This window comes from Achromobacter insolitus, from assembly GCF_002209555.1.
Lineage (GTDB): Bacteria > Pseudomonadota > Gammaproteobacteria > Burkholderiales > Burkholderiaceae_B > Achromobacter > Achromobacter insolitus.
Window position 1 is genome coordinate 228,958 of sequence record NZ_NJIF01000007.1, and the last position, 25,926, is coordinate 254,883.

Annotated in this window: 30 protein-coding genes; 5 read left to right on the forward strand and 25 right to left on the reverse strand. The window is 63.5% G+C overall.

Annotated features, from left to right (window positions below):
• Window positions 1-4 precede the first annotated feature (4 nt).
• Window positions 5-388: a DUF4150 domain-containing protein gene (locus CEY08_RS21590; RefSeq protein ID WP_042795933.1), complete on the forward strand. Its 384-nt coding sequence runs from the start codon at window positions 5-7 to the stop codon at window positions 386-388.
• A 15-nt stretch (window positions 389-403) separates the two neighbouring features.
• Here CEY08_RS21590 and ccsB read toward each other — a convergent pair whose 3' ends face one another.
• The 3 genes from ccsB to CEY08_RS21605 all read right to left on the reverse strand — a co-directional run bounded on the left by ccsB (window position 404) and on the right by CEY08_RS21605 (window position 4,678).
• Entirely contained in the window at window positions 404-1,771 is a 1,368-nt protein-coding gene (ccsB, locus tag CEY08_RS21595) for a c-type cytochrome biogenesis protein CcsB (RefSeq protein WP_042795932.1), read from the reverse strand.
• Between the two features lie 8 nt (window positions 1,772-1,779).
• A complete protein-coding gene (locus CEY08_RS21600) occupies window positions 1,780-3,858 on the reverse strand; it encodes a cytochrome c biogenesis protein ResB (RefSeq protein WP_076816807.1) in 2,079 nt (692 codons plus the stop codon).
• 118 nt (window positions 3,859-3,976) lie between these two features.
• A complete protein-coding gene (locus CEY08_RS21605) occupies window positions 3,977-4,678 on the reverse strand; it encodes a c-type cytochrome (RefSeq protein WP_042797483.1) in 702 nt (233 codons plus the stop codon).
• 241 nt (window positions 4,679-4,919) lie between these two features.
• Between CEY08_RS21605 and yihA the strand changes: the two genes are divergently transcribed.
• Both yihA and hemB read left to right on the forward strand, forming a co-directional pair.
• Window positions 4,920-5,543 carry a ribosome biogenesis GTP-binding protein YihA/YsxC gene (yihA, locus tag CEY08_RS21610; RefSeq protein WP_076816809.1) on the forward strand — a complete coding sequence of 208 codons (624 nt, stop codon included), beginning with the start codon at window positions 4,920-4,922 and terminating at the stop codon, window positions 5,541-5,543.
• A complete protein-coding gene (gene hemB / locus CEY08_RS21615) occupies window positions 5,540-6,556 on the forward strand; it encodes a porphobilinogen synthase (protein WP_076816811.1) in 1,017 nt (338 codons plus the stop codon). The genes yihA and hemB overlap by 4 nt, the downstream gene beginning before the upstream one ends.
• Before the next feature lie 57 nt (window positions 6,557-6,613).
• Here hemB and CEY08_RS21620 read toward each other — a convergent pair whose 3' ends face one another.
• The 7 genes from CEY08_RS21620 to CEY08_RS21650 all read right to left on the reverse strand — a co-directional run bounded on the left by CEY08_RS21620 (window position 6,614) and on the right by CEY08_RS21650 (window position 14,884).
• A complete protein-coding gene (locus CEY08_RS21620) occupies window positions 6,614-7,498 on the reverse strand; it encodes a DMT family transporter (RefSeq protein WP_042797482.1) in 885 nt (294 codons plus the stop codon).
• A 138-nt stretch (window positions 7,499-7,636) separates the two neighbouring features.
• Entirely contained in the window at window positions 7,637-8,347 is a 711-nt protein-coding gene (locus tag CEY08_RS21625; RefSeq protein WP_063641544.1) for an ABC transporter ATP-binding protein, read from the reverse strand.
• A 35-nt stretch (window positions 8,348-8,382) separates the two neighbouring features.
• Window positions 8,383-10,152: a branched-chain amino acid ABC transporter ATP-binding protein/permease gene (locus CEY08_RS21630; RefSeq protein ID WP_063961640.1), complete on the reverse strand. Its 1,770-nt coding sequence runs from the start codon at window positions 10,150-10,152 to the stop codon at window positions 8,383-8,385.
• On the reverse strand, window positions 10,149-11,072 hold the full coding sequence (locus tag CEY08_RS21635; protein ID WP_042795927.1) for a branched-chain amino acid ABC transporter permease: 924 nt from the start codon (window positions 11,070-11,072) through the stop codon (window positions 10,149-10,151). The genes CEY08_RS21630 and CEY08_RS21635 overlap by 4 nt, the downstream gene beginning before the upstream one ends.
• A 32-nt stretch (window positions 11,073-11,104) precedes the next feature.
• Window positions 11,105-12,292 (reverse strand): ABC transporter substrate-binding protein, encoded by a 1,188-nt coding sequence (locus CEY08_RS21640; protein WP_076816814.1) that lies wholly within the window; start codon window positions 12,290-12,292, stop codon window positions 11,105-11,107.
• Between the two features lie 76 nt (window positions 12,293-12,368).
• Window positions 12,369-13,136 carry an SDR family NAD(P)-dependent oxidoreductase gene (locus CEY08_RS21645; protein ID WP_063641547.1) on the reverse strand — a complete coding sequence of 256 codons (768 nt, stop codon included), beginning with the start codon at window positions 13,134-13,136 and terminating at the stop codon, window positions 12,369-12,371.
• Window positions 13,133-14,884, reverse strand: coding sequence for an FAD-dependent oxidoreductase (locus CEY08_RS21650; RefSeq protein ID WP_063961637.1), 1,752 nt, complete (start codon window positions 14,882-14,884; stop codon window positions 13,133-13,135). Before CEY08_RS21650 ends, CEY08_RS21645 begins: the two co-directional genes overlap by 4 nt.
• 152 nt (window positions 14,885-15,036) lie before the next feature.
• On the opposite strand from CEY08_RS21650, the gene CEY08_RS21655 reads away from it, so the two are divergent.
• The gene (locus CEY08_RS21655; RefSeq protein ID WP_082884676.1) at window positions 15,037-15,885 is read left to right on the forward strand and encodes an IclR family transcriptional regulator; all 849 of its coding nucleotides are present in this window, start codon (window positions 15,037-15,039) and stop codon (window positions 15,883-15,885) included.
• Between the two features lie 105 nt (window positions 15,886-15,990).
• Here CEY08_RS21655 and dsbD read toward each other — a convergent pair whose 3' ends face one another.
• A complete protein-coding gene (dsbD, locus tag CEY08_RS21660; protein WP_088607789.1) occupies window positions 15,991-17,889 on the reverse strand; it encodes a protein-disulfide reductase DsbD in 1,899 nt (632 codons plus the stop codon).
• Window positions 17,889-18,236, reverse strand: coding sequence for a divalent-cation tolerance protein CutA (gene cutA, locus CEY08_RS21665; protein ID WP_054457254.1), 348 nt, complete (start codon window positions 18,234-18,236; stop codon window positions 17,889-17,891). The genes dsbD and cutA overlap by 1 nt, the downstream gene beginning before the upstream one ends.
• Window positions 18,237-18,358: 122 nt before the next feature.
• Between cutA and CEY08_RS21670 the strand changes: the two genes are divergently transcribed.
• Complete coding sequence (locus CEY08_RS21670; protein WP_076818058.1) at window positions 18,359-18,796, forward strand: HIT family protein; 438 nt, start codon at window positions 18,359-18,361, stop codon at window positions 18,794-18,796.
• A gap of 72 nt (window positions 18,797-18,868) precedes the next feature.
• Here the strand turns inward: CEY08_RS21670 and rplQ are convergent, their stop codons facing one another.
• The 13 genes from rplQ to rplF form a co-directional block, all read right to left on the reverse strand.
• Window positions 18,869-19,261 carry a 50S ribosomal protein L17 gene (gene rplQ, locus CEY08_RS21675; RefSeq protein ID WP_006389635.1) on the reverse strand — a complete coding sequence of 131 codons (393 nt, stop codon included), beginning with the start codon at window positions 19,259-19,261 and terminating at the stop codon, window positions 18,869-18,871.
• A 186-nt stretch (window positions 19,262-19,447) separates the two neighbouring features.
• Window positions 19,448-20,434 (reverse strand): DNA-directed RNA polymerase subunit alpha, encoded by a 987-nt coding sequence (locus CEY08_RS21680; protein ID WP_006216514.1) that lies wholly within the window; start codon window positions 20,432-20,434, stop codon window positions 19,448-19,450.
• 215 nt (window positions 20,435-20,649) lie between these two features.
• Window positions 20,650-21,273 carry a 30S ribosomal protein S4 gene (rpsD, locus tag CEY08_RS21685; protein ID WP_042795921.1) on the reverse strand — a complete coding sequence of 208 codons (624 nt, stop codon included), beginning with the start codon at window positions 21,271-21,273 and terminating at the stop codon, window positions 20,650-20,652.
• A gap of 11 nt (window positions 21,274-21,284) precedes the next feature.
• Window positions 21,285-21,686 carry a 30S ribosomal protein S11 gene (gene rpsK / locus CEY08_RS21690; RefSeq protein ID WP_006216516.1) on the reverse strand — a complete coding sequence of 134 codons (402 nt, stop codon included), beginning with the start codon at window positions 21,684-21,686 and terminating at the stop codon, window positions 21,285-21,287.
• Window positions 21,687-21,701: 15 nt separating this feature from the next.
• Window positions 21,702-22,067 (reverse strand): 30S ribosomal protein S13, encoded by a 366-nt coding sequence (rpsM, locus tag CEY08_RS21695; protein WP_006389632.1) that lies wholly within the window; start codon window positions 22,065-22,067, stop codon window positions 21,702-21,704.
• A gap of 43 nt (window positions 22,068-22,110) precedes the next feature.
• A complete protein-coding gene (gene rpmJ, locus CEY08_RS21700; RefSeq protein WP_003806928.1) occupies window positions 22,111-22,224 on the reverse strand; it encodes a 50S ribosomal protein L36 in 114 nt (37 codons plus the stop codon).
• Window positions 22,225-22,258: 34 nt separating this feature from the next.
• Window positions 22,259-22,477 carry a translation initiation factor IF-1 gene (gene infA, locus CEY08_RS21705; protein ID WP_003806927.1) on the reverse strand — a complete coding sequence of 73 codons (219 nt, stop codon included), beginning with the start codon at window positions 22,475-22,477 and terminating at the stop codon, window positions 22,259-22,261.
• 8 nt (window positions 22,478-22,485) lie between these two features.
• Window positions 22,486-23,811 (reverse strand): preprotein translocase subunit SecY, encoded by a 1,326-nt coding sequence (gene secY, locus CEY08_RS21710; RefSeq protein WP_013397001.1) that lies wholly within the window; start codon window positions 23,809-23,811, stop codon window positions 22,486-22,488.
• 14 nt (window positions 23,812-23,825) lie between these two features.
• The gene (gene rplO, locus CEY08_RS21715; protein WP_042795920.1) at window positions 23,826-24,266 is read right to left on the reverse strand and encodes a 50S ribosomal protein L15; all 441 of its coding nucleotides are present in this window, start codon (window positions 24,264-24,266) and stop codon (window positions 23,826-23,828) included.
• A gap of 9 nt (window positions 24,267-24,275) precedes the next feature.
• Window positions 24,276-24,461 (reverse strand): 50S ribosomal protein L30, encoded by a 186-nt coding sequence (gene rpmD, locus CEY08_RS21720; RefSeq protein ID WP_042795919.1) that lies wholly within the window; start codon window positions 24,459-24,461, stop codon window positions 24,276-24,278.
• A 3-nt stretch (window positions 24,462-24,464) separates the two neighbouring features.
• Window positions 24,465-24,986: a 30S ribosomal protein S5 gene (rpsE, locus tag CEY08_RS21725; RefSeq protein WP_042795917.1), complete on the reverse strand. Its 522-nt coding sequence runs from the start codon at window positions 24,984-24,986 to the stop codon at window positions 24,465-24,467.
• 15 nt (window positions 24,987-25,001) lie between these two features.
• Window positions 25,002-25,367, reverse strand: coding sequence for a 50S ribosomal protein L18 (gene rplR, locus CEY08_RS21730; protein ID WP_013397004.1), 366 nt, complete (start codon window positions 25,365-25,367; stop codon window positions 25,002-25,004).
• A 21-nt stretch (window positions 25,368-25,388) separates the two neighbouring features.
• Window positions 25,389-25,922, reverse strand: coding sequence for a 50S ribosomal protein L6 (gene rplF / locus CEY08_RS21735; RefSeq protein WP_042795916.1), 534 nt, complete (start codon window positions 25,920-25,922; stop codon window positions 25,389-25,391).
• Window positions 25,923-25,926: the final 4 nt, after the last annotated feature.

Below are 25,926 nucleotides of genomic sequence, written 5' to 3' on the forward strand. Positions count from 1 at the left end.
AAACATGCTCGCTGTCTGCCAGTTGCCCAGCCTGGCCGTGGGCGTTCCAGACGTCTGCAAGACCCCCGTGCCGCCGATCCCGCATATCGACACGGCAACCTCGGCCATGGGCATTCCCGTGGTCTGGAACGTATGGTTGATGGCGGCGCCCGTGCACAACATGGCAACGCTGATACCCGTGACGCTGGGCGATACTGCCGGCGTGGGCGGCGGACTGATTTCGCAGACCTTCATGGGCCAGTCACGCTACATGACGGGCGCGTTCACCATGCTGGTACGCGGCGCGCCCATCGTTCGCATGACCAGCCTGACCCTGCAGAACACCATCAATGCGCCCGGCTTCAAGGCCTATTCGCCACAGCCCGTCATGGTGGTCCTGACGACCTGAACAGGCTGTGCGCAACTACAGTTCGCCGTAGGAGTGCAGCCCCGACAGGAACATGTTCACGCCCAGGAAGGCAAAGCCCGTGATAAGCAGGCCCATCAGTGCCCAGTAGGCCGCCATGGTGCCGCGCAAGCCCTTGATCAGGCGCATGTGCAGCCAGGCCGCGTAGTTGAGCCAGACGATCAGCGCCCAGGTTTCCTTCGGATCCCATTGCCAGTACGCACCCCAGGCGTCAGCCGCCCACAGCGCGCCCAGGATCGTAGCAACGGTGAAAAACGCGAAGCCGATCGCGATGGCGCGATACATGATGTCGTCCAGCACTTCCAGCGAGGGCAGTGCCGCGGCGATGCGGCGGCGCCCCAGCAGGATCGCGCCGACGATCACCGCGCCCACACCGAAATACAGCATCCAGGTGGCCGACAGGCCATCGGTGCGAAACACCATGGGCTCGGCGCACAGCAGCACGCCCAGCACGAACAACGGCGCCAGCTTGGCCCACGACGTGGTCTGCCCGTGCTGCTTGATCAGATAGGCAAAGCCCACCATCGCCGCCAGCGAGAAAGTGCCGTAGCCGATGAAGTTGGCCGGAACGTGCAGTTTCATCCACCAGCTCTTGAGCGCCGGCACCAACGGCTGGATCTGCCCGGCGTCGCGCGTGAACGAATACCACAGCAGGAAAACCACCGCCGACGTGACCACCAGCAACACGAAGCCGCCCAGCGCGCGCGTCGCGTACTTGCGTTCGTAATAGAGATAGAACAGTGCCGTGATCAGCGCAAAGAGCACGAACACTTCATACAGGTTACTGACCGGGATGTGGCCCAGGTCCGGCCCCATCAAGTGCCCTTCGCGCCACCGCACCAGCAGACCGGTAACGCCGGCAAACACCGCGCCCCAGGTCAGGGCCGTGCCGAGCCACGCGGCGGTGGGGCTGAAGAAGCCGATCCAGTAGCAGGCCATGGCCAGTGCAAACAGCGCGCACATCCAGAGAATGGCCGATTGCGACGAGAACAGGTATTTCAGGAAGAAAACCTGCTCGGCCCGGGCCAGATCATTGCCGTACAGCATCAGCGCCAGTCCGGCCGCGATGGCACAGGCAACCATCAGGCGGCGCAGCGGGCGCCACAGCCAGCCCATCCAGGCCAGCACCGGCACGGTGCCGCACAGGATGATCTTCTCGTAATAGTCCATCGCGTTGCTGTAGCGGTTCAGGGCGAAGCCCGCGCCCACTGCCAGCAACAGGAAGAAGACAACGTCGGTCCAGTCGGGCCTGCCGCGCTGCGCGCGGCCGTCACCGGTTTCGGACAGGGCGTCCTGCCAGAGCTGATCCGGCGCGGCGGCCAGCGATTGCGGCGACGAGGGATGCGTAGTGGTCGTAGTGGACATAGGAAACCTTAAGACCTCTTCTGGCGCAGCAGCGCCTGCTTGAAGCGTTCAAACTCCTGGTTGAAGTCGAGTGTACGCTTCTGGGACGTCATGGCCGCCAGGACGCTGCTGCCGCCGTTTTGCGGCTTGATCCAGATCCAGATGCGGCGGTCTCGAATATAGAACATCGAGAACACGCCCAGGACCAGCAGCAGGCTGCCCAGGTAGACGGTGTTCTTGCCGGGCGTGCGGCTCACCTGGAATACGCTGGCTTGCACGTGCTTGAAATCGGCCAGCGACAGGAACACGGGCGCCGGATAGACGGTCAGGTCGGACAGTGCCGCCACCGCCAGGCGCGACCACACGGCGGCGCGCTCGCCGTCCGGGCCCTCGGTCGCCACGGCGGGCAGGCCGGCGCGCTCGCGCTCGATGGCACGCAATTCGTTCATGCTGGCGCCGATCAGGCGGATCACGACGTCGGCAGCCCGTTCCAGGTCTTGCGGCGGCGTATTGGCCTGCAGGAACGAGGCCACGGCTTGCAAGCCGCCGGAGGCAAAGGTTTCCAACGCGCGCTCCGCGGCCGTCTGCAGGGGTTGACGATCCGTCCCCGACGGGCTGTTGCGCTCGGCGAAGCGGCGCGCGGCTTCCTGGCGCACCGCCGGATCGGCCAGGGTGGCCCGCAGCCGCATGAATTCGGCAATCGAACTATCGTCGTCCGCCGGAATGCGTAGATAGCGGAAGGGTTCGGAGGCATTGTTGCGCACGCCCGCCAGGAACACGCTGGCACCATCCAGCTCCACAGGCAGCATGTAGTTCTGGAATTCATGGGCCTGGCCGGCGTCGTCGATCAGCTTGTATTCGACACTGGGACCGACATTGCGCAGGTTTTCGTTCTTCTTGCCTGCGGCGCTGCCGGAGACGGAAGCGACATGCTCGGCAAAGCTCTGATTGCCGCCCTTGGGAGCGCCGCCGGTGAGATCCTCTACGTTGATGGGGCGCAGCGCCGTGATTTCGACGCCCATGCTGCGCGCCCCGCGCGCGGTGTGAGCAGTTACTTCGCTGCTCTTGCCCACGGTGCCGTCCACTGCGAAAGTAGCGATTTCAGATCCTACTAGCGGATAGCCTTTCAGCGTTACCGTACTGCCGCCGTCGTCGAAACTGGACTGGTAGACGGTCATGCCCTTGAAGCGCAGCGGCTCGTTGACCTCGATGGTGGAATCGAAGGTCTTGCCCGTATCCGGATCAGTGACCTCCACCTCGCTGGCGAAACGGCTGGGCATGCCGGTGGAGTAATAGTCCACCACGAATTTCTTGAGCTTGAGCGTGAAGGGCATCGGCTGGACCAGCGCGCCGTCGCCCACCATCACGACCGCCGTGCTGGCCTGCCCGCCCTCAGGCACCAGCACACTGGCGCGGAAGCTCGGATTGTCGACCGACAGGCGGCCGCTTTCCGGGACTTCCGAAATCAGCATGTTTTCGACGATGGGCTTCTTACCGCCGAACATGACCTGCAAGCGCACCGGCAGTTCGCTGTCCAGCAGGCCTCCAATACAGATGATGACCATGGCCGCGTGGGCAAACACGTAGCCCAGCCGGTTGGCGCTGCCTTTCTTGGCCGCCAGCAGCACCCCGTCCGCATCCTGGCGTTCGCGCACGGCATAGCCCAGCCGGCCCAGCAGGGACTTCAGGCCAGCGGCCGTCTGTGGCACGTCGGTGGGCTCGTCGGTTTCCACCCGGTGCGGGAAGGCGCGCAGGCTGCTGGCGCGCACATGTTCGCGGAACGAGCGCGCATCGCGCAGCATCTTGGGCGCGTTGCGGATCAGGCAGACCGAAGTCGACACGACCAGGAACCCCATGATCAGCAGGAACCACCAGCTGTTGTAGACATGCCAGATCGAGAACTTGTCGAACACCTCGAACCAGAACGGACCGAACTGATCGATGTAATTGTTGGACGAGCGGTTCTGCTGCAACACCGTTCCGACCAGGCTCGCCACGCAGATGAACATCAGCAGGCTGACGGCAAAACGCATCGAACCCAGCAATTCGAAGAAATCGCCGGGCAAGCTGCGCAAGGAGGGACGGGAGTGTGTACGGGTCGAATTCATGAAAAAAGGGGGGCCGCGCTATCGGCTACCCCCCTCATAGACAGCGCGCGGCGGAACGAGGTTCCGCTGCGCTAAGTTTGCAGAACGCGGACCAGCCGCGCGCGTGGCGGGCTTGCGCCTACCGCAGGCCGGCGGCGTAGTCCGACACGGCCTTGATGTCGGCGTCCGACATGCGGTCCGCGATGGCGAACATCACGTCGTTCTTACGGTCGCCACTGCGGAACAGCTTCAGCTGTTCTTCGATATACATGGGGAACTGGCCCGACAGCCGGGGGTACTGGCTGGGGATGCCGGCGCCATTGGCAGAATGGCACGAGGCGCATGCCGGAACCTTGCGATCCGGCAAGCCGCCGCGCCAGATCTTTTGACCCAGATCAACAAGCTTCTCCTGGCCGGCCGTGGCGGGCTCCTTGAGCGGCTGTTGCGCCAGGTACAGCGCGATGTTCTGCATGTCGGCGGGCGTCAGGTTCTGCGCCATAGCCGTCATCGGGGTGGGATTGCCGCCTGCACCGTTGCGCACCGGCAACTTGGCGCCGGGCTTGACCTGGAAGTCCGCCAACTGCTTGGCCAGGTACTCGTGGGACTGCGCGGCCAGGTTGGGATTCACCGGGATGGTGCTATTGCCCGCCGCGCCATGACAGGACGCACAGGCGATGATGCCTCTGGCCGCATCACCCTGGTCAAACAGCTGTCCGCCCTTGGCGGCATCAGGTTTTACCGGGCCCGCAGCGCCTTCGGCGGCGAAACTCGTAGTAGATAAGGCGGAGGCGCCGAGCAACAGCCCGCTCGCAACCAACATCCGGGACAGCACACGCTTCATGAAGACCTCGACGATCGCATCGATCAAGGCGCAAAAAGGCGCCCACGCCTGCCCGCACACCCTGGAATACCGTATCGAACCTGTTTTGCCTTCCTGCCTGCGATGTTGCTGCGAACTTGCCGGATAAAGCGTTCAGCAAGCTAAACAGTAAGCAAAAAAGACGGCTCCGCGCACGGGGACCACTGTTGCAAACGCCGGATTATACAATAGGGCTCGAAACCAACCGTATCCAAAGCCACCCGTGTCCCTCCTACATCGCGCCTCTTTCCTCACTTCCGCGGCTCGCCTCGACCAGCTGCCGGCCGCCGGCGCTCCCGAGGTCTGCTTCGTCGGCCGCTCCAACGCCGGCAAGTCCACGGCCATCAACGTGCTGTGCAACCAGCGCCGCCTTGCCTTTTCGAGCAAGACGCCAGGCCGCACGCGCCTGATCAATATGTTCAGCCTGCCCGACCCGCTGAACCCGGAAGGCCACATCGGCTATCTCGTCGACCTGCCCGGCTACGGCTACGCCTCCGTGGCCCGCGACGAAAAGGAAAAGTGGGCCGACATCCTGGGCGGCTACCTGCGCGACCGCGAATCGCTGGCCGGCATCGTGCTGCTCATCGACATCCGCCGCGGCGTCACCGAACTGGACCGCCGCCTCGCCAATTTCATCGCGCCCACCGGACGCCCGGTACTGGCCCTCCTGACCAAAGCCGACAAGCTGCCCTATGGCCAGCGCGTGCGCACGGTGTTTTCCGTGCGCAAGGATCTGGCCGATATTGGCGCCCTGCACACCATCCCCTTCTCTGCGCCGGAACGCATCGGCCTGGAAGAGGCTGGCGCGCACATAGAAAACTGGATTTCTCCCAAGGTCGTACCATGAACCCGCAGATCATTTCCCCTGAATTCCCGGTATCCCGCCCGCGCCGCCTGCGCCGCGACGACTTCACCCGCCGCCTGGTGCGCGAGAACGCCCTGACGGTCAACGATCTGATCTACCCCGTGTTCGTGGCCGAAGGAACCGGCCTGCAGCAAGCCGTGCCGTCCCTGCCGGGCGTGGTGCGCTATTCGCTGGATACGCTACTGCCCGTGGCGCAGGAATGCGTCGACCTGGGCATTCCCGTGCTGGCGCTCTTTCCCGCCATCGATCCCTCGCTCAAGACGCCCGACGGCATCGAAGCCACCAATCCCGACGGCCTGATCCCTCGCGTAGTGCGCGAACTGAAGGCCCACGTGCCCGAGCTTGGCATCCTGTGCGACGTGGCGCTGGATCCCTACACCAGCCACGGCCAGGACGGCGTCATCGACGACAACGGCTACGTCATCAACGAAGCCACCGTCGAGATCCTGGTCAAGCAGGCGCTCACTCAAGCCGCCGCGGGCGTCGACATGGTCGCCCCCAGCGACATGATGGACGGTCGCATCGGCGCCGTGCGCCGCGCGCTGGAGGCCAACGGCCATATCCACACGCAGATCATGGCTTACTCAGCCAAATACGCCAGCGCCTTCTATGGCCCCTTCCGCGACGCCGTGGGCTCGGCCACCAACCTGGGCAAGTCCAACAAGATGGCCTACCAGATGGACCCGGGCAACCTCGACGAAGCCCTGCGCGAAGTCGCGGCCGACCTGCAGGAAGGCGCCGACATGGTCATGGTCAAGCCGGGCATGCCCTACCTGGACGTGCTGCGTCGGGTCAAGGACACGTTCCGCGTGCCCACCTTCGCCTACCAGGTCAGCGGCGAATACGCCATGATCAAGGCCGCTGCCGCCAATGGCTGGCTGGACCACGACAAGGTCATGATGGAAGCCCTGCTGGCATTCAAACGCGCCGGCGCCGATGGCATCCTGACCTACTTCGCGATCGAAGCCGCGAAGCTGTTGAAGAACCAGCGCTAAACGTTCACGGCGTCGCGGGTCGGGCCGGCACGGGCCTCCCGCGATGCGTACCGTGGATCAAGTCTTCGCGGCCGCATTGCGGCCCGCCACGGGCGCCCCCCGGCGTAATCCCAGCCAGGTTCCGGCCAGCACGCAGGCCAACCCCGCGACGTGCGTCAGCGTGACGTGCTCGTCAAGGAACAGCGCCGCAAACAGCAGGCCGAAGATCGGCAGCCAGTTCACGAACAAGGCGGCGCGGCTGATGCCCAGGCGGGCGATCCCGGCATTCCAGACAATGTTGCTGACCCCGGAGGCGATCACGGCCGAGAACAGCAGCACCAGCCACGGCCACCACGTCATCTGCCAGGTATCACCCTGGTAGGACGCCGGCGTCAGGGCCGCATGCACCACCAGCATCAACCCGCCGGCCAGGTACATGTACCAGAGCATGCCCAACGGATCCATGCTGCGCGACATGCGCTGGATCACCAGACCGCCGCACACGAACACCAGCACCGCCACGAACACGATGGCGTCGCCCCAGCCCGTCAGGCCGATCCGCGCGCCGCTGCCGACGACCACCATGCCTACGCCCAAGAGACCCAGCAAGGCGCCGGAAATGCGCACCAACGTCAGTTTCTCGCGATAGAAGATCGCCGCCAGCAACGCCGACAGCAAAGGACTGGTCGCCATGATGAGCGTACCGTTGGCGGCCGAGGACACCCGCAGGCCCGTTACCAGCGCCATTTGGTGCGCGTACACGACCAGGAAGCCCGCCAACGCCACCCAGCCGAGCTCCGCGCCGCCCAGCCGGGGGATGCGGCCACGGCGCGCCTTGATGATGAGGGTGACGGTAATGAACGCGATGACGATGCGCACGGCGGCCAGCGCCTGCACATCCATATGCAGCGTCAGGTACTTGACCGACACGATGTTCAGGCCCCATGTGGCCATGACGAACATCAATTGAAGATAGATAAGACCTGTGCGGTCCTGGCTTGCATCAACTGTCGGGGACGTCACGGGCGCCGGCCTGGAGGGAGGATTGGATGCGCCGCCCACGCGGCGCCGTGGACATGGTATCGCGCCTGGGTCCGGGACTCAATGCGCGCCGAGGTAGGCCGCCCGGACGTTCGGATCGCGCAGCAGTTCAGCGCCCGAGCCGCTCAACGTAATGCGCCCGGTTTCCAGCACATACGCCCGATCGGCCACACCCAGCGCCTGGTTGGCCATTTGCTCCACCAGCACGATGGTCAGGCCGTCGTCGCGCAGCTTGCAGATCGCGGCAAAGATGTCCTGCACGATCAGGGGCGCCAGGCCCAACGAAGGCTCGTCCAGGCACAGGAGTCGCGGCTCGCTCATCAGGGCGCGCGCCATCGCCAGCATCTGCTGCTCGCCGCCGGACAGCGTGCCTGCCAGCTGATCGCGCCGTTCGCGCAGCCTTGGGAACAGCCGGTATCCGCGCTCCACGCCTTCGGCCACCGCCGCCGGGTCCCGACGCCGGATGTAGCCGCCCAGCACCAGGTTGTCGTAGACCGTCTGGTCCGCAAACACCCCCCGCCCTTCCGGCGACAGCGCCAGGCCCAGGCCCACGCGCTGATGCGCCGCCACCTGTGTAATGTCGCGCCCGTCAAAGGTCACGCGCCCGCCCTGCAAGGGCTCCAACCCTGCCACCCCCTTAAGCAAGGTGCTTTTTCCCGCGCCATTGGCGCCGATGATGGTCACGATCTCGCCCGCGCGGATCTCCAGAGACACGTCGCGCACCGCCTGGATGGCGCCATACGAAATTTGCACGGATTCTAGTTTCAGCATCGTCTACGGCCTGTTCATACCTAATGACCTGGCGCTCAGGCCATGCCGGTCCCGAGATACGCCTCGATCACCCGTTTGTCCGCCTGCACTTGCGCCGGCTTCCCTTCGGCGATCTTGATGCCGTAGTCCAGCACTATCACGTGGTCGGAAATTGCCATTACCAGATCCATGTGATGCTCGACCATCAGCAGCGTAATGCCGCAGGACGCGCCAATGCGCACCAACAGCTGCCCGAGTTCCGCGGTCTCCTGGGGGTTCAAGCCCGCCGCCGGTTCGTCCAGCAGCAGCAAGGTCGGTTCCGTCGCCAAGGCGCGCGCCAGCTCCACCCGCCTTTGCAGGCCATAAGGCAGGCTGCCCGCTGGCGTATCCGCCAGATGCTCCAGGCCCACCATGCGCACCAGCCGGTATGCGTGCTCACGCGCGCGACGTTCCTCGGCGCGGGCGCCGCGCAGTCCCAGCAGCGACGCCCAGAAACCGTTTTTCATGCGGCTATGGCGACCCAGCAATACGTTGTCCAGCACCGACAGGTCGCCGAACAAGCGCAGGTTCTGGAAGCTGCGGCCGATACCCATCTTGCAAATGGCGTGCGGCCGCTCGCCCGCGATGTCCGTGCCCAGGAAGCGGACCACGCCCGCGTCCGGCAGCACCACGCCGCTGAGCATATTGATCAGCGTGCTCTTGCCCGCGCCGTTCGGTCCGATCAGCGCATGCACGTGGCCACGGCGCAAGCAGAACGAAATGTCCTGCGCCGGCTTTACGCCGCCATACGCCTTGCTCAAGCTCTCGACCACCAGCAGCAAGTCCTCCTGCGCCGGGGCGGCCGGCTTGGTCATGGCGGGTTCCGCCTCGCCCCCGCCTTGCGGCCGCGCATCCGCGACGCGGCGTGCACGCCGCGCAAACAATCCCATCACGCCGCCCGGCATGAAGTACAGCGCGAAGAGCAACAACGCGCCATAAAAGAAGTGCTGCACCGATGGCCAGCGCGCCAGCATCGCATCGATGATGGTAAGCGCTATCGCCCCCACGGCCGGCCCCGCCTTCGAGCCCGCCCCACCGAACAACACCAGCAACAGAATGAAGATCGACAGGTTGAAGCCAATGAAATCCGAGTTGATGTACTGGTTCTGTTGCGCCACCAGCGCACCGGCAATGCCGCAGGTCACGGCCGCCACGACAAACGCGATGACCTTGGCGCGATACACCCGCACCCCGACGGAAGACGACGCGATCTCGTCGGCCTGCACCGACAGCAGCGCCCGGCCGAAGCGCCCTTCCAGCACGTTGCGCAGCAACAGCTGCGTCGCCACGCACAGCACCAACGCGAACCACACCCACTGCTGGTTGGTGAACGCATTCCCTCCCCAGGTCAGCGGCATGATGCCGAACAGACCCGACGGGCCGCCGAATACGTCCACCCATTCGGTGACGATCTTCTCCATGACGATGCCGAACGCCAGCGTCACCATGGCCAGATACGGCCCCTTGACGCGTAACGACGGCAACGCGATCAGCACACCGAACACGCCCGCCACCACCGGTGCCGCAGCCAGCGCCAGCCACGGATCCACCTGCCAGCGCGAGGTCAGCAGGGCTGCGGTATAGGCGCCAGCCGCAAACAGGCCCGCCTGTCCCAGCGACTTCTGGCCCGCATAGCCCACCAACACGTTCACACCCGCAGCGCACAAGTAATACACGCAAGCCATGAACACGATGCGAAGGTAGTAATCGTTGTCCACGAGCGCGGCGAAGGCCGCGAGCGCTGCCGCCAACGCTACGGTAATCAGGGTCTGCCCGTGCCGCGTCATACCTTCTCCACCAGGCGCTTGCCGAACAGGCCAGTGGGCTTGACCGCCAGCACCAGGATCACCAGGCCGAAGATCGCCACTTCGCGCCATTGCGACTGCCAGAGGTTCACATAGGACTCCAGCAACCCCAGCACGAAGCCGCCCAACACGCAGCCGCGCGGATTAGACAGGCCGCCTATCATCGCGCCCGAAAAGCCTTTAAGACCGATGGCCAGGCCCATGAAAATCGAAGCCGACGTGATCGGCGCGACCAGGAAGCCCGCAAGCCCGGCCAGCGCCGAACTGGCGAAGAAAGCACCGGTCATCACCGCATTCACATTGATGCCCATCAGATTGGCCACGGCGGGGTTCGCCGCCACGGCTCGCATTGCCTTGCCCAGAACGGTCCGGTTCATGACGCGGTCGAACAGCACCATCACGGCCACGGCCACCGCGAGCAGCAGCAATTCCTGGCTGCGCACGCCTGCGCCGAACACGCGGATCACCTCGTCGCCGAAAGGCGCCGGCACCGTGACGGGCGCGGGCCCCCACACCGCGAACGCGGCACTCTGCAGCAGGATGCCGAACCCGAGCGTACTCATGACCCATGCCATGCCCGGACGCGAGGCGAACGGCCGCACGCCGAACACGTAGAGCAGCACGCCCAGCAAGCCCATCACTACGACTGCCGCCAACCCGGCCAGTAGATATTCCCAGCCGTTCAGCGCAAGGCCCGTGAAGGCTGCGGTGGTGATCGGCTTGCCCGCAAACAGGAACAAGGCGCCTACCCCGATGAACGCACCCACGGACACGAACTCCCCATGCCCGAAGTTGAGCGTACGGGTGGTCGTGAACGTGATGCTGAAGCCCAGCGCCACCAGCGCATACGCGCCCCCCACGGCTAGCCCGCTGACGAGCGCCTGCAACAATGTCGCCAACATGACGGCCCCTTATCCCTGTCGCGTTCCTGCTTCTACTTGGCCACGGCGACAGTCACGTCGTCCGCGTAGGGAACCAGCTTGCCGTCCTGCCAATGCGCCCACTTGTAGTCGCTGACCAGCAGCGCGTCATGCACCGTGGCCGAGAACGGTTTGGTATAGGTTTTCATCGCGCCTTCGTAGGTACCCTGCAGGTTCTCCAGTGCCAGACGCACTTTGTCGCCATCGGTGGAGTTCGCCTGCTTGATCGCCATGCCCAACAGGTTCATGCCATCGTAGGCGTGGGCCAGGAAGCCGAAGGCGGTGGGCGAAGTCATCTTGGCCGACACGCGGTCATACAGCTTTTGCTGCGCGGGCGTGCGGTTGTCGGTGATGGTCCGCAGGAAGAAAGGCTTTTCGGACAGCGTCTTGCCCGCGGTATCGTAGAAGGCGATGTTGTCCGCCGCCCACGAGGTCAGCGTCAGCGGAAACCAATTGATCTTCTCCATGCTGCGGAACACGTGAGCGATCGGCGTGCTCTGCGCCCAGATCACCACCGTGTCCACGCCTGCCGCTTTCAGCTTGTTCAGCTGCGAAGTCATGTCGGTGTCGGCCACGCCGAACTTTTCGACCGCCACGGCCTTGACGCCCTGCGCCGCGCCCACTTCCTCCAGGTCCTTGAGCGCGCTCTGACCGTAGCCGGTGGTCTCGATCATGAAGCCCACGTTCTTGACCTTGGGGTTCTTCTTCAAGTAGCCGATCACGCCGTTTACCTGTTCGCGGTCCACCATGCCGACGCGAAACATGTAATTGTCCGCCCCGGCCCGCATGGGCTTGGTGATGTCCGTGCCGGAGCCGATGGCGCCCATGACGGGGATCTTCTTCTGGTTCGGAATGTGCTTCCAGGCCAACGCGTTGCCCGAGTTGGTCGGGCCCACGATGGCCACCACCTTCTCGTTATCGATCAAGTCCGCCATGTTCTGGATCGACTTGGGTGGCTGCGAAAGGTCATCGCGCACCACCAGCACCACCTTGCGGCCCAACAGGCCGCCGGCGGCATTGATGTCGTCGATGGCCGTGCGCAGTCCCAGCACGGCCGCCTGCCCGCTTTGCGCGGAAGGCGAAGCCGACAGATCGCCGTTAAAGCCGATCTTGATGTCCTGGGCGTACGCCTGCGCGCCAAGGGCCAGCGCGCATAAGGCGGCCGCCTTGGACAAGGTGGAGAAAATCCCCGTTGCTTTCATCGTTGTCTCCTGTGTTTTTCAGATGTGCTGCACGTCGATGATTCTTCGTCCGGCCCCAGGCGCGCGGAGGCTGCGGCTATACCGCGAGGTAGCCGCCATCCACAGGCAGGGATACGCCTGTCACGTACTCCGCCATCGGCGAAGCCAGGAACACGGCGGGGCCCACCAAGTCTTCGGGCTGTCCCACCCGGCCCAGCGGTATGCGCTGCATGAAATTCGCGAGGCGGCCGGGATCGTCCCGCGTGTACTGCGTCATCGGCGTTTCGATGACACCCGGAGCGATGGCGTTGACTCGTATGCCGTCGGGCGCAAGGTCGCGCGCCATGGCCTGCGTCATCATCTTCACGCCACCCTTGGACGGCGAATAGCCCAGCGTGGCGCCCACGCCTGCGAACGACGCAATGGAGCCTACGTTGATGATGACACCGCGCGTGGCACGCAGCGCCCCCAGAAAGGCATGGATCATGTTGAAGCTGCCGTTCAGGTTCACGTCCAGCACCCGCTTCCAGTTCTCGGCCGCGCGCGGGCTGTCGATGCCCTCGCGGATGAGGATGCCCGCGTTGTTGACCAGTACGTCGATAGGACCGACTTCCAGCTGCACTTGCGCCGCCACGGCCGCGCAAGCCTCGGAGTCCGTCACGTCCAGCACGTGGCTCCAGGCCTCCCCGCCCGCGGCGATGATGGCGTCCGCGGTATGCCTCGCCTTATCGGCCTGCACGTCGGTCGCGACCACGCGCGCGCCGGCGGCCGCCAGCCCCAGCGCCAATGCCCGTCCATTGCCTTGGCCCGCGCCTGTTACCAAGGCTAGCTTGCCCCGCAGCAGTCCTGCCGGCGCGGCGCTCATGCGGCGGCCTGCGCGGGAGCGCCCGTCGCGGGTACGTCCGCCCGAGCCTGGCCGGCGGCAGCAATGCTTTGCCCCGCGATATAGCCAAAGGTCAGCGCCGGGCCCAGTGTGATGCCCGCGCCGGGATAGTTGCCGCCCATAATGCTGCAAGCATCATTGCCCACGGCGTACAGGCCGCGAACGACTACGCCTTGTTCATTCAAGACGCGACCCTCGCCATCGACCTTCAGGCCCGCGAACGTACCAATGTCGCCGATCATGACCTTGATCGCGTAATACGGCCCCTTCACTATCGGCGCGACGCAGGGATTCGGACCGTGCAGCGCGTCCCCTTGATATCGGTTGTAGGCTTTGCTGCCCTTGCCGAACTGTGGATCGCGCCCCAGCACCGCCTCCCGATTGAATGCCTCGACCGTCTGGCGCAAGCTGCCGGCGTCGATACCTGTTTTCTGCGCCAGTTCCGCGACCGATGCGCCGCGCGTCAGATAGCCGGTATCCAGATAGCGCTTGATCGGCAGCGGAAATGGCGCAGCGCTCCCCAGGCCGTATTTGCGCAAGGTCTTGTGGTCGCAGATCAGCCAGGCGCAGGTCTCGCCCTGCCCTTCACATGCGCGCACCATCTCTTGCACGAAGTCATGGTACGAGCTGCCTTCGTTGGTAAAGCGCTTTCCGTTGCGCGTGACGGCGATGACCCCCGGCTTGGCGCGATCGATGAAGTGCGGCATGTAGCCCGGACTGCCATCCTTGCGCGTCACCACGGACACCGGCACCCACGCGGCGGCATTGGGCAAATCGGTGTTGACCTGTCCGCCCGCGCTCTCAGCCAGGCGTAGCCCGTCCCCGGTGTTTCCCGCTGGCGACGGCGAATAGTGTTCCGTGCCGTTGGGCGCATGCGCGTACAGGCGTTTGCGCCGCTCGATGTCATAGGGAAAGCCCCCGGAAGCCAGCACCACGGCACGCGCGGCACGCACGCGCACCGTCGCTCCGTCACGCTGCACCACCGCGCCATGGACGGTGCCGTCCTCGATGATGAGCGACTTGGCCGGCGCATTCAGCCATAGAGGCACGCCCAGTTTGAATGCCGACGCGGCCAGGCGGCCGGCCAGCGCATTGCCGTTGGTCAAAGTCATCCCGCGGCCATGCTTGAGCACATCCAGGAAATGCCGGGACAGGCGCTTGGCCACGTACCAGGCCGAAGCCAGGGAGCGCGTGGCCCGCATGAAATGCACGATTTCCTTGCCTGAACCCAGCATCATGCCGAATACCGTCAGCTCAGGCAGCGCCGGCGCCAGGTCGCGGATATGGGCGCCAAGCTTGCGGCCGTCATAAGGCCGCGCCACCATCGAACGCCCACCCTGCTTTCCGCCTGGCGCTTCCGCGTGATAGTCGGGAAACACCAAGGGCATGTCGAACTGGACTTCGGTATTCGACGTAAAGAAATCCACAGCGCGCGGACCATGCTCGAGAAACGCGTCGACCCGTTCAGCGTTGTAGCTGTCGCCGGCCTCATGTCGCAGATAGGCCCGCCCCTCGTCCGGGGTTTCATGTATGCCCTGCATCTTGGCCAGCGACGTGCCCGGAATCCAGAGCCAGCCCCCCGAGCGCGCGGTGGAGCCGCCGAAGCGCGGCTCTTTTTCAACGATAAGGACCTTCAGGCCCGCAGTGGCCGCAGTGATTGCCGCGGCCATGCCCGACGCGCCCGACCCGACCACCAACACGTCGCAATCGTATTGACGAGAATCTTCCACGTTGTCTCCATACCCTTTGGCGGCCTGCTCCCGATCGCGGGATCGAGGCGGCCTTCTTATTCTTTCGACTGTAGATAAGGCATTTGATAATGTCAATATGGTTCACGATTAGCGAAAGTACTAACATAGGCAATCTCGTTCGATAAAAGAAAATGGCCACCAGACCCAGCTCCGGCAAGCGCAATGCCGACCACACTCCAGCTCCGCCGCCCCGCAGGCGCGGTATCCAGTCCATCGAAGTCGGCGGCAAGATCCTGCTGGCGTTGCTGGAACACTCGTCCGCGCTGCCGCTGGGCGCGCTGGCCAAGGCGGCGGGCATGTCGGGCGCCAACGCCCATGCTTATCTCGTCAGCTATGGCAACCTGGGCCTGGTACGGCAAGACCCCAACACCGGCGAATACGAGCTGGGTCCGCTCGCGCTGCAGCTGGGCCTGGCAGCGCTGCACCGGCTGGACCCCATCAAGATCGCCGTGCCCATGACGCGCGAGTTCGCGGAAAGAACCGGACAGACCATCGCCATCGCGGTGCTTGGCAACCTGGGGCCGGTCATCGTGCATCTGCACGAATCCAACTATCCCATCCACGTCAACATGCGCACCGGCACCGTCATGTCGCTGACCAACACAGCGACCGGCAAGGTATTCGCCGCGTTGCTACCGCCAAAGAAAATAGAAAGCCTGCTGCACGAAGACCATCTGCGCCTGGGCTCGGTGCCCTCATTGGGCAAGACGGAAAAATTCGAGCGGACCCTGCGTGAAGTCCGTCAGCGCGGCATTGCCCGCGCCGTCGGCGATCCCATTCCGGGCATCAATGGCCTGAGCGCGCCGGTGTTCGACTCCAACGGCAACGTGGTGCTGGTGATCACCGCTATCGGCGCGGCCGGGGTGTTCGATGTGCGCTGGACCAGTCCGCTCATCGACGACCTCAAGCGCTGCGCCGATGCCATATCGGCGGAACTGGGCTGGCAGAACCGCGACGTACGCGCGACGCGCCAGGGCTGAAGCCAATCCACCAAACAGCCCCAAACGGCAAAAGGCCGCTCCACGGACGGGTCCGTGGAGCGGCCTTTGGGCACGGCGGGCAACTTGCGGCAAGGCCGCCGCGCATCAGCGCAACAGCACCTTGTCGAGCGATTCAGTAAAGCGCTTGGCGTCCTGGAAACCGACCACGCGCGCGTCAGGCAGCTCCTTGCCGCCTGGTTCGAAAAACATGATTCCCGGCGGCCCGAACAGGCGGAAACGCTTGAGCAGCGCGCGGTCATCGGCATTGTTCGCGGTCACGTCGGCCTGTACCAGCAGCATGCCTGCCATGCGTTGAGCGACGCCGGGATCAGTAAACGTAAACCGCTCCATCTCGCGGCACGACACGCACCAGTCCGCGTAGAAATCCAGCATGACCGGCTGGCGGCTTTGCGCCAGCAAGGCATCCAGTTCGGCATTGTTGCGCACGCGGGTAAAGTGCACTTCGCCGCTGTTGGCTGCCACGCCTGCAGGTGCGTCGGTGCGCGCGGCCAGATGCGACAGCGGTTGCAACACATCGCGTCCGCCGCTTGCCGCGCCAATGAGCCAGGCAGCCGCCGCCAGCGCCAGCAACAGACCCACGCCCTTGCCGAACATGCGCGCCGAACCTGCGCCTTCCGGCAAGGCATCGAACGCCCGCAGCATCACCGCAGCAACAACGGCCAGGAATGCCCAACCCGTCATCTGCACCCAGGTCGGCACCACCGGAATCAGCATCCACCAGGCCGTGGCCAGCAACAACATGCCGAACAGGCGCTTCACGCCATCCATCCAGGGGCCGGCCTTCGGCAGCAAAGCGCCGGAGGATGCGCCTACGATCAATAGCGGCACACCCATGCCCCATGCCATCGCGAATAGGGCCGATCCACCCAGCACCACATCGCCCGTCTGCGAGATATACAACAACGCGCCCGCGAGCGGAGCAGCCACGCAAGGTCCAACGATCAGCGCAGACAAGGCGCCCATCACCAGCGCGCCCGTGTAGCGTCCGCCCGGAATACGGGCAGAGCGCTGCGATAGCCAGCCCTGGATGCCGGCGGGCATCTGGAACGTGAAGGCATCGAACATCGCCAGTGCCAGCACCGCCAGCAGGATCGCAAACAAGCTTAGGATCCACGGCGTCTGCAGCCAGGCGGCCAGCCCGGCCCCGCTCAATCCCGCCGCCACGCCCAGCGCGGTGTAGACAACAGACATGCCCAGCACGTAGGTGGCGGCCAGCGCCAAGCCGCGGCCGCGGGACGGCTTGGCCTGCGCGGCGCCGCCCAACACGATGGACGACAGGATGGGAATCATAGGCAGCACGCAAGGCGTGAAGGCCAGTAGCAGGCCCAGCACCAGGAACACACCCGCGGTCTTGACCCAGCCGAGGCCGCCCAGGGCGTCGGCCAGTCCGGTATCGCCGGCATTGACCAGCGCGCCCAATCCACCGGACGCGCTGGACGCGCCGGTGGCGGCTGCTGCGGCACCGCCCGGTCCAGCGAGGGCATAGCCAGCGGCTACCGGCGTGAGTTTCACGCTACTGTCCATGGGTGGATAACACAACCCCGCGTCAGCGCAGCCCTGTGCCGTCACGGTCAAAGTGAAGGGCTGTCCGCCCGCAGCCAGCGGCACGCGGATCACCACGTCCTGGTGGAACACCTCCATGTCCTTCTCGAAGGTCGGGTCGTACTTGACCTCGCCCTTGGGATAGACCGCGTCGCCCAGAGTTGCGGCGCCGATGGGGCTGATGGTGATACCGAAGCGTTCCCGGTACATGTAGTAGCCGGGCGCCACGCGATAGCGCAATTCCAGCGTTTCAGGCGCCACCATCTCCGCGCTGAATATGAAGGCCTTCTCGGGTTCAAGAAACTCGGCCTCGGCACGCGCGGCCGTTTGCCAGCCCAACAACAGCAGCAGCATGGCCAGCAAGGCCAGCCACTGCCTGAAGAAGGCGCGCGACGCGCAGGACTCGCGCCGAAGCGCGCCGATACCGGCTAGTTGCAACATCAGTCTCTCTTGTTCTGCGTGACGGCCGTCTGTTCGCGCACCCAGTCCAGATAGGGCGCCGCGCCGCCGATGACAGGCAGCACAATGATCTCGGGCACATCGTAGGGATGCATCTGCGCCAAGGCCTGCACTACAGCCTGGTGGCGCGCGTATGTGGTCTTGATGTGGATGGGGATTTCCTCCGCCCCTTCGACTTCTCCTTTCCACATGTAGATGGACAGGCCGGGCGCGCCAAGGTTCACGCACGCGGCAAGACCGTCTTCGACCAGGACATGCGCAATCCGCTTGGCCAACAGCAGGTCGGGCGCATTGCTGATGACCAGCACAACGTCGTCATCTCGCAACATGAAGGCTCCTCGGGATACCCGTATGGGACGTAACTCGGGGTATTTTATCGGTATTGCGGCCATCGTCCGGATTCGCCGGGCCCGCACGCGCCGCCATGCAACCCGCTACCAACGAGGCACGCATGTCCGATAACTGTCTGTTCTGCCGTATCGCACGCCACGAAATCCCCGTGCACGTGGTCCACGAAGATGACCGCCTGCTGGCGTTTCTCGATATCCACCCTGTGCGCCCCGGACACACGCTCATCATCCCCAAGCAGCACTATCCCTATTACGAGGACATGCCGGCCGATCTGGCGGGCAGTATCCTCAATCTGGGGCAGAAGCTCGGGCGCCACATGAAGCGCCTGTATGACGTGGAACGCGTGGGCTTCGCCTTCACGGGCATCCACGTGGCGCACGCGCATGCGCACGTCATCCCCATGCATCATCCGCAAGACGTCACGTCCACCCAGTACATCGAGCAACAGAACCTGACTTTCACCATGCCGCCCCAGCCTGCAGCAGAGGCGCTGGCCGAGACTGCCGCGCAATTGCGGGGCGAACTGCACGCCTCGTGATCCTAGGCGGGCGGCCAAAAAAACAAGGGCGGGTCCGAAGACCCGCCCTTGTCGCTTATCGAGCTACCGAGGTTACTCGGCGCTGTCCTCAGCGGCTTCATCGACTTCCGGACGGTCAACCAGTTCCATGAAAGCCATGGGAGCGTTGTCGCCTTGACGGAAGCCCATCTTCAGCACGCGGGTGTAGCCGCCGTTGCGGGCCGCGTAGCGCGGGCCGATTTCGGCGAACAGCTTCACCACCGCATCGCGATCGCGCAGACGGGCAAAAGCCAGACGCTTGTTCGCGAGCGTGGGCTCCTTGCCCAGCGTGATCAGGGGTTCGATGACGCGGCGCAATTCTTTCGCCTTCGGCAGCGTGGTCTTGATCGCTTCGTGGGTGATCAACGAAACGGCCATGTTGCGGAACATGGCAAGACGGTGACTGCTGGTGCGGTTGAGCTTACGCAAGCCATTACCGTGACGCATGATAAGTTTCCTTTGAATCTAAAGACGGCGTTTCCGCCATCGGGTTATCCGGCTCTTCTATCAACCTGCAATCAGGCCGCGGTCCGGTAGAAAACGGTGCATTTTACGACGATTTCGCAAACCGGCCGGCACGAGGCCGGCTGGCAGCGGGAGCCCCCCTTCCAGGGATGGCCCCCTTTTCAAGACTTAGGGACGCTCCAGGCCCAGGGGGGGCCAGTTTTCGAGCTTCATGCCCAGCGTCAGGCCGCGTGCGGCCAGCACTTCCTTGATCTCGTTGAGCGACTTGCGACCCAGGTTCGGGGTCTTGAGCAGTTCGTTCTCGGTACGCTGGATCAGGTCGCCGATGTAGTAGATGTTTTCGGCCTTCAGGCAGTTGGCCGAACGCACGGTCAGCTCCAGGTCGTCGACCGGGCGCAGCAGCACCGGATCGATCTGCGGCGTGCCGCGGACCGGGGCTTCGTAGGAATCGCCAGCGCCTTCCAGGGCGGCGAAGACCGAGATCTGGTCCATCAGGATGCGAGCCGACTGGCGCACCGCTTCCTCGGGCGAGATCACGCCGTTGGTTTCGATGTCCAGGACCAGCTTGTCCAGGTCGGTGCGCTGTTCCACGCGGGCGCTTTCAACAGCGTAGCTCACACGGCGAACCGGGCTGAACGAGGCGTCCAGGACGATGCGGCCGATGGTGTGGGTGCGGTCTTCCGACAGCGCGCGCACGTTGCCCGGCACATAGCCGCGGCCCTTTTCAACCTTGATCTGCATTTCCAGCTTGCCTGCATCCGTCAGGTTGCAGATGGCGTGGCCGGGGTTGATGATCTCGACGTCGTGCGGCAGCTCGATGTCGCTGGCCAGCACGGTGCCCGCGCCGGTCTTGCGCAGAACCAGGGTCACTTCGTCGCGGTTGTGCAGCTTGAAGACCACGCCCTTCAGGTTCAGCAGGATGTCGACGACATCTTCGCGAACGCCCGGGATGGTCGAGTATTCATGCACCACGCCCGTCATCTGGACTTCGGTCGGCGCATAGCCGGTCATCGAAGACAGCAGGATGCGGCGCAGGGCGTTGCCCAGCGTATGACCGTAGCCACGCTCGAACGGCTCCATCACGATCTTGGCATGGTGCGTGCCGACCGGTTCGACTTCAATGGAGCGCGGCTTCAGGAAACCTTGAGTGGACATTTACTGTGTTCCTTTTCAATACCCTCGGCTCGTTACACCGATAAGGCTGATGGACAGGGTGAAACTTGAAACGCGGACGGTGCAAAAAACACCGGCCGATACTTACCGCAAAGCCCGCCCCGCCAAAAAGCGGAAAGCGGGCTGCTGCGGGACGTGCAAACGGGTCGCGAGACCAGCTCGCCGGCGCATTGCGAAGGTAGCGCCGGCAGGCCTGATTAACGCGAGTACAGTTCGACGACCATCGATTCGTTGATGTCGCGAGCGACGTCAGCGCGATCGGGGGCCGACTTGAACGTACCGGTCATCTTGGTCGTGTCGACTTCCACCCACTGGGGGATGCCGATGCTGGTGGCCAGATCGAGCGATTCCTTGATACGGCCTTGCTTCTTGGCCTTTTCACGGATCGAGATCACGTCGCCAGCCTTGACCAGCATCGAAGCGATGTCAGCCGTGTGGCCGTTCAGTTCGATGGCGCGGTGGCTCACCAACTGGCGAGCTTCGGCGCGCGTCGAGCCGAAGCCCATGCGGTAGACGACGTTGTCCAGACGCGATTCCAGCAGCTGGATCAGCGTTTCGCCGGTGTTGCCACGGCGACGCTCGGCTTCAGCGAAGTACTTGCGGAATTGCTTTTCCAGCACGCCGTACATGCGCTTGAGCTTTTGCTTTTCGCGCAGCTGCAGGCCGTAGTCGGAAGTGCGAGCACCCGAAGTGCGGCCGTGTTGGCCAGGCTTGGAATCCAGCTTGCACTTGGAATCCAGCGAGCGGCGGGCGCTCTTCAGGAACAGATCGGTACCCTCGCGGCGCGAGAGCTTGCATTTGGGTCCAATATAACGTGCCATGTGGATTCCCTTTAGATACGACGACGCTTCGGCGGACGGCAGCCGTTGTGCGGAACGGGCGTGATGTCGGCGATGCTCGAAATCTTGATGCCCAGCGCGTTCAGAGCGCGGACCGACGACTCGCGGCCGGGGCCGGGGCCCTTGATACGCACTTCCAGCGTCTTGATGCCGTACTCCAGCGCGACGCGGCCAGCCGTTTCAGCGGCAACCTGCGCGGCGAACGGGGTCGACTTGCGCGAACCCTTGAAGCCCGCACCGCCCGACGTGGCCCACGACAGTGCGTTGCCCTGACGGTCGGTGATGGTGATGATGGTGTTGTTGAACGAAGCGTGAACGTGCGCGATGCCGTCCGAGACGTTCTTCTTGACCTTTTTGCGCACGCGCGAAGCGCCGCTGGTGGAAGCTTTCGCCATAATCCAGTTCCTCGATTATTTCTTCAGGGACGCAGCAGCACGACGCGGGCCCTTGCGGGTGCGGGCGTTGGTGCGAGTGCGCTGGCCGCGCACGGGCAGGCCGCGCTTGTGGCGCATGCCGCGGTAGGTTCCCAGGTCGATCAAACGCTTGATCGAGAGCTGCACTTCACGACGCAGGTCACCTTCGACCGTGAACACACCAACGTGTTCGCGGACGCGTTCCAGTTCAGCGTCGCTCAGATCCTTGACCTTTTTGTCAAACGGGACGTTTGCCGCTTCGCAGATCTTGCGAGCGCGCGTACGACCGATGCCAAAAATGGCGGTCAGGCCGATCTCGGCGTGCTGATGCGGCGGAATGTTAATGCCAGCAATACGGGCCATGACTGTTCCTTGAATAAATCCGTTGCGTAGTCGCTAACCCGAGTTAGCCTTGACGCTGCTTGTGACGCGGGTCGGTGCAGATAACGCGCACCACGCCGTGACGTTTGATAACTTTGCAGTTGCGGCAGATCCGCTTAACCGATGCCATTACTTTCATGGTTGACTCCTAATTTTCCGTAATCCGGTTCCGCTCATTTGGAGCGGAAAACTATCCTGGCTCGCGTCAGGTCATAGGGCGTGAGCTCCACTGTGACCTTGTCACCCGGCAGGATCCGGATGTAATGCATACGCATCTTGCCGGAAATATGGCCCAACACCACGTGGCCGTTTTCGAGCTTGACGCGAAATGTCGCGTTCGGGAGGTTCTCAAGAACCTCACCTTGCATCTGAATGACGTCGTCCTTGGACATTCTTTTGCTTACCGCATCGGCAAACCCGCACCCTTGAAGTTAGCCTTCTTGAGCAGCGAGTCGTACTGGTGAGACATCATGTAGGCCTGAACCTGCGCCATGAAATCCATCGTCACCACCACAATAATCAACAGAGACGTACCACCGAAGTAGAAGGGGACGTTCCAGCGCATCACCAAGAATTCCGGCAACAGGCACACCAACGTGATGTAGATGGCACCTGCGAGCGTCAAACGCATCAGGATCTTGTCGATGTAGCGCGCCGTTTGTTCGCCCGGACGGATGCCCGGAACAAACGCACCACTCTTCTTCAGGTTGTCCGCCGTTTCGCGGCTGTTGAACACCAGAGCCGTGTAGAAAAAGCAGAAGAAAATGATCGCGACCGAGTACAGCGTGATGTAGAGCGGTTGACGAGGCGAGAGGGCCGCAGCCAGGTCGCTAAGCCAGCGCATGTTCTCACTGCTGGAGAACCAGCTCGTGATCGTGGCCGGGAACAGAATGATCGACGACGCGAAGATCGGCGGAATCACCCCAGCCATGTTCAGCTTCAGCGGCAAGTGCGAGCTTTGACCACCGTAGACCTTGTTGCCGACCTGACGCTTGGCGTAGTTCACCGTGATCTTGCGCTGTCCGCGTTCAACGAACACCACAAAAGCGGTAACCAGCACCACCAGAGCCACGATGAACAGTGCCGAAAGCACGGACATCGAGTTGGTGCGGACCAGGTCCAACAGTGCAGCCAGCGCCGCGGGCAGACCCGCAACGATACCTGCGAAGATCAGGATGGAAATCCCGTTGCCCAGACCACGTTCCGTGATTTGCTCACCCAGCCACATGACGAACATGGTGCCAGTGACCAAGGTCACGACGGTCGTGAAGCGGAACAGCATGCCCGGATCGATCACCAGTCCCTGCTGGGACTCCAACGCTACCGAAATGCCCACAGCCTGCACCAGCGCCAGCACGACTGTGCCGTAGCGGGTGTATTGGGTGATCTTCCGACGGCCGGCTTCGCCCTCTTTCTTGAGCGATTCCAGCGACGGCACCACCACAGACATCAGCTGCATGATGATGGATGCCGAAATGTACGGCATGATCCCCAGGGCAAAAATCGAGAAGCGCGAGAGCGCCCCGCCCGAGAACATGTTGAACAGGCCCAGGATCCCGCCCTGGTTCTGACGGAACAAGTCCGCCAGCGCATCCGGGTTGATGCCCGGCACGGGGATGTGTGTACCCAAACGGTAAACCACCAGGGCGAGCACCAGGAACACGAGGCGGCGCTTCAGATCGCCGTACCGTGCTCCGGTTTTGCCCAATGCCTGCGCGTTAGCCACTCGTCACCTCGTGATCAAGCAAGCGAGCCGCCCGCGGCTTCGATGGCGGCGCGAGCGCCGGCCGTCGCGGTAATGCCCTTGAGCACGACCTTGCGCGAGAGTTCACCCGACTTGATGACCTTGGCGAAACGAACCGCCTGGCCAATCACGCCAGCGGCCTTCAGCACTTGCACGTCGACTTCGTCGATGGGCAGGGCTTGCAGGTCCGACAGACGGACTTCGGCAAACAGGTGCTGGCCGAGCGGGGTGAAACCACGCTTGGGCAGACGACGCTGCAGCGGCATTTGACCGCCTTCGAAGCCAACCTTATGGAAACCGCCCGAGCGCGACTTCTGACCCTTGTGACCACGGCCGGCGGTCTTACCCAGACCCGAACCGATGCCACGGCCGACGCGGCGCTTGGCGTGCTTGCTGCCCTCAGCGGGCTTCAGCGTATTGAGTTGCATATCCGACATGGTGATTCCTTAGGCTTCCGAGACGGAAATGAGATAATCCACCTTACGGATCATCCCACGCACCTCGGGCGTATCGACCAGCACGCGGCTGCTGTTGATGCGGCCCAAGCCCAAACCGCGAACCGTATCACGGTGCGATTGCTTGGTACCGATCACCGAGCGCACGAGGGTCACTTTGATCTGCTTCTGAGCCATGATTTACCCCAGGATTTCTTCGACGGACTTGCCGCGCTTGGCAGCAACATCAGCCGGGGTCAGGGAAGCGCGCAGGCCATTCAACGTGGCGCGAACCATGTTGTAGGGGTTGCTCGAGCCCAGGCTCTTGGCAACCACGTTACGCACACCCATCACTTCGAAAATAGCGCGCATCGGGCCGCCGGCGATGACGCCGGTACCTTCAGCAGCGGGCGAAATCAGCACGGTAGCGGCGCCATGCTTGCCAACCACGGTGTGGTGCAGCGTGCCGTTCTTCAGAGCGACCTTGAACATGCCGCGACGGGCTTGTTCCATAGCCTTCTGAACGGACACCGGCACTTCACGCGCCTTGCCCTTACCCATGCCGATGCGGCCATCGCCATCGCCAACCACGGTCAGCGCGGCAAAGCTCATGGTGCGACCACCCTTGACCACTTTGCTCACGCGGTTGACCGCGATCATCTTTTCGCGGAGGCCGTCATCGTTCTCTTTTTCCGCGGCGTTCTTGCCTTGTACTTTAGCCATTTGACAGATCCTCGCTTAGAACTTCAGGCCGGCTTCACGCGCGGCATCGGCCAGCGCTTTCACGCGGCCATGGTAACGAAAGCCCGAGCGATCGAAAGCGACCAGTTCGATACCGGCAGCCTTGGCCTTTTCGGCCACGCGCTTGCCGACCAGCGACGCAGCGGCTTTGTTGCCGCCCTGACCGGTTTGGCCGGCCAGTTGCGCGCGCACTTCGGCTTCGACCGTCGAGGCGCTGACCAGAACGCGATCGCCTTCCGGCGAAATGATGTTGGCGTAGATGTGCTGGTTCGAGCGGAAAATCGAGAGGCGATGAACGCGCAGCTCGTTGATCTTCCGGCGGGTCGGAACCGCACGACGCAAACGGGAAACTTTTTTGTCCATGATTCGTCCTTGCGTGCGCCGTTATTTCTTCTTGGTTTCTTTGATGACGACGCGTTCGTCCGAGTAACGCACGCCCTTGCCCTTGTAGGGTTCGGGTTCGCGGTACGAACGGATTTCAGCGGCCATCTGACCGACGACTTGCTTGTTGGCGCCCTTGATGACGATTTCCGTCTGGGTCGGGCACTCGGCCTTGATACCAGCCGGCAACTTGTGCAAAACGTCGTGCGAGAAACCGAGCTGCAGCTTAACGGCGTCGCCTTGGATCGAAGCGCGGTAACCCACGCCGACCAGGGTCAGCTTGCGCTCGAAGCCCTTGCTCACGCCCGTGACCATATTGGCCACCAGAGCGCGCACGGTACCCGACATGGCGTTGGCGTGACGGCTGTCGTTGGCGGCAACAAACGTGAGCTTGCCGTTGTCCAACGCAATCGTGACGTCGCCGGTCAGGGCTTGGGTCAAGGTGCCCAGCGGGCCCTTGACGGTGATCTGATCCTGCTGGATGTTGGCTTCAACACCCTTGGGCAGTTCGACCGGATACTTAGCGATACGTGACATTAGA

Bases quoted from the DNA above. Each gene is read 5' to 3' on its own strand.
- dsbD (WP_088607789.1), bottom strand. From the start codon at position 17,889: ATGTTGCAACTAGCCGGTATCGGCGCGCTTCGGCGCGAGTCCTGCGCG.
- CEY08_RS21620 (WP_042797482.1), bottom strand. From the start codon at position 7,498: ATGTTCGTCATGGCCACATGGGGCCTGAACATCGTGTCGGTCAAGTAC.
- rpmJ (WP_003806928.1), bottom strand. From the start codon at position 22,224: ATGAAAGTAATGGCATCGGTTAAGCGGATCTGCCGCAACTGCAAAGTT.
- rplF (WP_042795916.1), bottom strand. From the start codon at position 25,922: ATGTCACGTATCGCTAAGTATCCGGTCGAACTGCCCAAGGGTGTTGAA.
- CEY08_RS21640 (WP_076816814.1), bottom strand. From the start codon at position 12,292: ATGAAAGCAACGGGGATTTTCTCCACCTTGTCCAAGGCGGCCGCCTTA.
- CEY08_RS21645 (WP_063641547.1), bottom strand. From the start codon at position 13,136: ATGAGCGCCGCGCCGGCAGGACTGCTGCGGGGCAAGCTAGCCTTGGTA.
- CEY08_RS21605 (WP_042797483.1), bottom strand. From the start codon at position 4,678: ATGAAGCGTGTGCTGTCCCGGATGTTGGTTGCGAGCGGGCTGTTGCTC.
- CEY08_RS21625 (WP_063641544.1), bottom strand. From the start codon at position 8,347: ATGCTGAAACTAGAATCCGTGCAAATTTCGTATGGCGCCATCCAGGCG.
- rpsM (WP_006389632.1), bottom strand. From the start codon at position 22,067: ATGGCCCGTATTGCTGGCATTAACATTCCGCCGCATCAGCACGCCGAG.
- rpsK (WP_006216516.1), bottom strand. From the start codon at position 21,686: ATGGCGAAAGCTTCCACCAGCGGCGCTTCGCGCGTGCGCAAAAAGGTC.
- infA (WP_003806927.1), bottom strand. From the start codon at position 22,477: ATGTCCAAGGACGACGTCATTCAGATGCAAGGTGAGGTTCTTGAGAAC.
- cutA (WP_054457254.1), bottom strand. From the start codon at position 18,236: ATGTTGCGAGATGACGACGTTGTGCTGGTCATCAGCAATGCGCCCGAC.
- CEY08_RS21600 (WP_076816807.1), bottom strand. From the start codon at position 3,858: ATGAATTCGACCCGTACACACTCCCGTCCCTCCTTGCGCAGCTTGCCC.
- rplR (WP_013397004.1), bottom strand. From the start codon at position 25,367: ATGGACAAAAAAGTTTCCCGTTTGCGTCGTGCGGTTCCGACCCGCCGG.
- rpmD (WP_042795919.1), bottom strand. From the start codon at position 24,461: ATGGCTCAGAAGCAGATCAAAGTGACCCTCGTGCGCTCGGTGATCGGT.
- CEY08_RS21630 (WP_063961640.1), bottom strand. From the start codon at position 10,152: ATGACGCGGCACGGGCAGACCCTGATTACCGTAGCGTTGGCGGCAGCG.
- rplO (WP_042795920.1), bottom strand. From the start codon at position 24,266: ATGTCGGATATGCAACTCAATACGCTGAAGCCCGCTGAGGGCAGCAAG.
- ccsB (WP_042795932.1), bottom strand. From the start codon at position 1,771: ATGTCCACTACGACCACTACGCATCCCTCGTCGCCGCAATCGCTGGCC.
- CEY08_RS21655 (WP_082884676.1), top strand. From the start codon at position 15,037: ATGGCCACCAGACCCAGCTCCGGCAAGCGCAATGCCGACCACACTCCA.
- rpsE (WP_042795917.1), bottom strand. From the start codon at position 24,986: ATGGCTAAAGTACAAGGCAAGAACGCCGCGGAAAAAGAGAACGATGAC.
- CEY08_RS21635 (WP_042795927.1), bottom strand. From the start codon at position 11,072: ATGTTGGCGACATTGTTGCAGGCGCTCGTCAGCGGGCTAGCCGTGGGG.
- CEY08_RS21590 (WP_042795933.1), top strand. From the start codon at position 5: ATGCTCGCTGTCTGCCAGTTGCCCAGCCTGGCCGTGGGCGTTCCAGAC.
- CEY08_RS21680 (WP_006216514.1), bottom strand. From the start codon at position 20,434: ATGTCCACTCAAGGTTTCCTGAAGCCGCGCTCCATTGAAGTCGAACCG.
- rpsD (WP_042795921.1), bottom strand. From the start codon at position 21,273: ATGGCACGTTATATTGGACCCAAATGCAAGCTCTCGCGCCGCGAGGGT.
- CEY08_RS21670 (WP_076818058.1), top strand. From the start codon at position 18,359: ATGTCCGATAACTGTCTGTTCTGCCGTATCGCACGCCACGAAATCCCC.
- hemB (WP_076816811.1), top strand. From the start codon at position 5,540: ATGAACCCGCAGATCATTTCCCCTGAATTCCCGGTATCCCGCCCGCGC.
- rplQ (WP_006389635.1), bottom strand. From the start codon at position 19,261: ATGCGTCACGGTAATGGCTTGCGTAAGCTCAACCGCACCAGCAGTCAC.